Here is a 3949-nt window from a genome sequence, read left to right as displayed (position 1 = left end):
GGCATCCCCTAGGCGAGATGCGTCTGGTGAGCAGAGTCTTTGAAAGATAAGACCTTTCAATAACACAAAAGGCTAACTCATCAATATCTTTGCAACAGTGCCGTTGCCGAAGAGGCAAAGCGGATCTTTTCTGCGGCTTGGGTTCCAAAGGCTACGCCGGCGAGCAGAGCTGTCAAAACGAGTTTTTTATCTGTAAATTCCTTGCGATCTCAAAGTCCAACCCAGCATCAGCCCACCAGCAGGTGAGTCATTGAGTGATTAAGCTGCGGTGAGGGCGTTTTATTCGCCGATGCCAGCTGGAAAAAAACGTGCTGGCCGTCGGCATTAGTTGTGGTGCTCAAAACGCAATGCCCGGCGCTCAATCAGCCGCATGAGCAGCGTCAGCAGTCCGTTAACGCACAGGTAAACCACCCCGGCGGCGGCAAATACCGTGACGTCATAGGTGCGCCCATACAGCAGCTGGCTGTGCCCCATCACTTCCATCAGCGTGATGGTGTAGGCCAGTGATGTGCTTTTAAATACCAGCACCACCTCATTGGAATAGGAGGAGAGGGCGCGTTTAAAGGCATAGGGCAGCAGAATGTGCAGCGTCTCCTTGCTGTTCATCCCGAGAGCAGCACAGGAGTGCCACTGCCCGGCAGGGATAGCCTTCACCGCGCCGTGAAACAGCAGGGTGGTATAGGCGGCACTGTTGAGTGACAGCGCCAGCAGCGCGCACAGCCACGGCTGGGAAAGCAGGTTCCATAGCCACCCAATATTCTGGATGGCGGGGAACTGGCCCGGCCCGTAGTAAATCAGGAAGATCTGCACCAGCAGCGGGGTGCCGGTAAACAGCATAATATAGCCACGGACGATCAGGCTTAGCACCGGCACCTTTAGCGCGAGGATCACGGTAAACAACAGCGCCAGAACCAGCGCAAGGAGCAGTGAAGCTACAGTCAGCGTCAGGCTGGTGTGCAGCCCCTTTAACAGTTCGGGAAAATAGCTCAGCATCAGGAGTCTCCGCGCTCAAAACGGGTGGTGCGCAGTTCAATGCGCTTGAGCACCTGCTGGCTGAATAGAGTGATCAGCAGATAGATCGCCGCCGCAATCAGATACCAAGTAAATGACTCTTGGGTGCGGGTGGAAATACTTTTGCTCTGCAGCATGATGTCGTTGACGCTGATCAGAGAGACCAGCGCGGTATCTTTCAGCAGCACCAGCCACTGATTGCCCAGCCCCGGTAGCGCATGACGCCACATCTGCGGCATCACCAGACGGAAGAAGAGCGCTGAGGTTTTCATCCCCAGCGCCTGACCTGACTCCCACTGCCCAACCGGCACAGCTTGCAGCGCGCCGCGCAAGATTTGTGATGCGTAGGAGGAGTAGAGCACGGCCAGTGCAATCACTCCGCAGAAGAACGGACTGACGTCGAAGTTTTCAATGTTGACCTGCACCGGGACCTGGGTAAATCTGAGGTTGATGTTGAATCCGTCAGACAGCGTTAGCAGCAGCTGCGACGCGCCGAAGTAGACAAACAGCACCACGAGGATTTCCGGCAGGCCGCGGAACAGCGTCACCAGCCCGGTGCCCAGCCACGCCAGCGGGCGCCAGCGTGCCGATTCCCAGACGGCAAACAGCATCGCCAGCACCAAGCCGGCGAGCAGGGAACAGACAGCCAAGCCGATTGTCCTCCCGGCGGCGCTGACAAGAGGATAAAGTTCGTTCATTAATTACTGCTGAAACCACTTGCTGTAGACAGTTTTGTAGGTGCCGTCAGCTTTCACCTTGTCCAGAGCGGCGTTGAACTTGCCCTGCAGTTTGTTGTTACCCTGGCGAACGGCAATACCGAGGCCAGTGCCAAAGTGGGTTTTATCCGTCACTTTCTCACCGACCGGGGCCAGCGTGGTGTTCTGCTTCAGCCATTCGTTCACCACCGCGGTATCACCAAAGACGGCATCAATACGGCCATTTTTCAGATCGAGGATGGCGTTCTGGTAGCTGTCGTAAGGGACAACTTTGATATCAGGCAGCTTCTCACCGAGGTATTTTTGGTGTGTGGTGCCGTTCTGCACGCCAACGCGTTTGCCTTTCAGCGCCGCCACGTCAGCCACTTTGCCTTTTTGGGTGATAAACAAGGCAGCGTTGTCGTAATAGGCTTTAGTGAACAGCACCTGCTTTTCACGCTCAGGAGTAATATCCATACTGGCCATCACCGCATCGAAGCGGCGGAATTTCAGGCTGGGGATCAGGCTGTCGAAGGCTTGGTTAGTAAAGGTGCAAGTCGTGCCCATTTCGCGGCATAGCGCGTTCGCCAGATCGACGTCGAAGCCCTGAATTTTGTTATCGGAGTCAACAAACTCAAACGGAGGGTAAGACGCTTCAGTGGCAAAACGAATGGTCTGAGTAGCGCGGGCGCTCAGGCTGAGACTGGCTAGCAGTGCGGCAATTACAACTTTTTTCATCATTATTTCCTGCAGTTAGTGCGAAAGATAATTGGCAAATGCTTCAGTTTGCGGCTGTGTAAAGCCGCTGGCATCACCCTGTTCGACGATATAACCGTTTTCCATGTACACCACGCGACTGGCCGTTTTACGCGCCACTTCCACTTCGTGGGTCACGATCACCTGAGTGATGTTGGTCTGCGCCAGCTCGCGAATAATGCTGACGATCTGGGCGGTGATTTCCGGATCCAGTGCGGCGGTGGGTTCGTCAAACAGCAGCACGGCCGGCTCCATCATCAGCGCACGGGCAATCGCCACGCGCTGCTGCTGACCACCGGAAAGGTGTAGAGGGAATCGGTCGGCAAAGGCGGTCAGACGCAGGCGATCGAGCAATTTCGCCGCCTGCTGATGGGCCAGCTCTTTGCTTAAACCGAGCACGCGGCACGGCGCTTCGATCAGGTTCTGGGTGACGGTCAGATGAGGCCACAGATTATACTGCTGGAACACCATGCCCACGTTCTGGCGCAGTTCGCGAATGGCGCTGTCAGACGGGGGCTTGCTGAAATCAAAGCGACTATCTGCGATCTCGAGTGTACCGGAACGCGGCATCTCCAGCAGGTTTAAGACGCGCAGAAGTGAGCTTTTGCCGGCACCGCTAGGCCCCAGCAGAACCAACGTTTCGCCCTGTGGGCATGCCAGCTGAATGTCAAATAGCGCCTGGTAGGCACCGTAGTAGCTGTTTATACCGTTTAGTTGAATACTCATGCGCAAAAAAATGAATAGTAATTAGTGCCTCGAATCTTAACGTTGACAGCATAGTTATGCAATCATCGTGCGTTAAAATTTATTTATGCGGGCAAGGTGAGTTAAAGAGTAGAACAACATCGCGTGATGTTACGGCTTGGGCGAGCAGCATGACCCGGTACTGCCGCAGCCGCTGCGTCAGTCTTCCGCACGTAAACCTTTACCGGCTTCGCTTCCCCGCGAAACCCGCACGGTGGCGCTCATCAGCAGCGCCTTTAAGGTTATCGAAACGAGGCGACCTAAGCTTGCCTGCTGCAGCTGTGACCACATCGTTCAGCAATGGCATTCGGTTAAGCTCTTGCCGGAGCATGGAAGGAGTTCCAGCACGTTCTGGACCGCATAGATTTTCGTGGGTAATGCCTCCTAGGCTGTGTCCCTTAATCACCTGAGCTATAGTAACTGCCTGTTTCCACAACACATTGAACTATGGCTCGTTACGATCTTTCCGATGAAGCATGGGCTCTCATCCAGCCCTTATTACCAACTGAACCAGTAACACCACGGGCCGGACGCCCATGGGCAGAACACCGTATGATCATCAATGGTATGTTCTGGGTGCTGTGTTCAGGCGCTCCATGGCGCGATTTGCCTGAGCGATATGGCCCATGGAAGACTGTTTACAACCGTTTTAACCGATGGTCAAAGTCAGGAGTGATTAACATTATTTTCAACAGGTTACTTACGTTACTTGATGCAAACAGCTTTATTGACTGGTCAGCAAC

General features: G+C 54.5%; 5 protein-coding genes and 2 pseudogenes. 2 read left to right on the top strand and 5 right to left on the bottom strand.

Annotation, left to right across the window (positions count from 1 at the left end):
* Window positions 1-101: 101 nt before the first annotated feature.
* From BBW68_RS20280 to artP, 5 genes and pseudogenes are all read right to left on the bottom strand, one after another.
* Window positions 102-176: pseudogene (locus BBW68_RS20280) on the bottom strand (arginine ABC transporter substrate-binding protein); the annotation flags it as partial.
* A 148-nt stretch (window positions 177-324) separates the two neighbouring features.
* Entirely contained in the window at window positions 325-993 is a 669-nt protein-coding gene (gene artM / locus BBW68_RS02000; RefSeq protein WP_070133788.1) for an arginine ABC transporter permease ArtM, read from the bottom strand.
* Window positions 993-1709 carry an arginine ABC transporter permease ArtQ gene (gene artQ, locus BBW68_RS01995; RefSeq protein WP_070133787.1) on the bottom strand — a complete coding sequence of 239 codons (717 nt, stop codon included), beginning with the start codon at window positions 1707-1709 and terminating at the stop codon, window positions 993-995. The genes artM and artQ overlap by 1 nt, the downstream gene beginning before the upstream one ends.
* A gap of 3 nt (window positions 1710-1712) precedes the next feature.
* Entirely contained in the window at window positions 1713-2444 is a 732-nt protein-coding gene (gene artJ / locus BBW68_RS01990; RefSeq protein WP_070133786.1) for an arginine ABC transporter substrate-binding protein, read from the bottom strand.
* A gap of 15 nt (window positions 2445-2459) precedes the next feature.
* Entirely contained in the window at window positions 2460-3188 is a 729-nt protein-coding gene (gene artP, locus BBW68_RS01985) for an arginine ABC transporter ATP-binding protein ArtP (RefSeq protein ID WP_070133785.1), read from the bottom strand.
* 136 nt (window positions 3189-3324) lie between these two features.
* Here artP and BBW68_RS15450 point away from each other — a divergent pair.
* Both BBW68_RS15450 and BBW68_RS15445 read left to right on the top strand, forming a co-directional pair.
* Window positions 3325-3504, top strand: a pseudogene (locus BBW68_RS15450) (IS66 family transposase); the annotation flags it as partial.
* A gap of 149 nt (window positions 3505-3653) precedes the next feature.
* Window positions 3654-3949, top strand: a 296-nt coding sequence (locus tag BBW68_RS15445) for an IS5 family transposase (RefSeq protein ID WP_148127501.1), incomplete at its 3' end; no start/stop codon positions are given.

The organism is Candidatus Erwinia dacicola, from assembly GCF_001756855.1.
GTDB classification, from domain to species: domain Bacteria; phylum Pseudomonadota; class Gammaproteobacteria; order Enterobacterales; family Enterobacteriaceae; genus Erwinia; species Erwinia dacicola.
The sequence above is the reverse complement of the archived record's forward strand: the minus strand, read 5'-3'. Positions and strand labels throughout refer to the sequence as shown.

Bases quoted from the DNA above. Each gene is read 5' to 3' on its own strand.
- artM (WP_070133788.1), bottom strand. From the start codon at position 993: ATGCTGAGCTATTTTCCCGAACTGTTAAAGGGGCTGCACACCAGCCTG.
- artQ (WP_070133787.1), bottom strand. From the start codon at position 1,709: ATGAACGAACTTTATCCTCTTGTCAGCGCCGCCGGGAGGACAATCGGC.
- artJ (WP_070133786.1), bottom strand. From the start codon at position 2,444: ATGAAAAAAGTTGTAATTGCCGCACTGCTAGCCAGTCTCAGCCTGAGC.
- artP (WP_070133785.1), bottom strand. From the start codon at position 3,188: ATGAGTATTCAACTAAACGGTATAAACAGCTACTACGGTGCCTACCAG.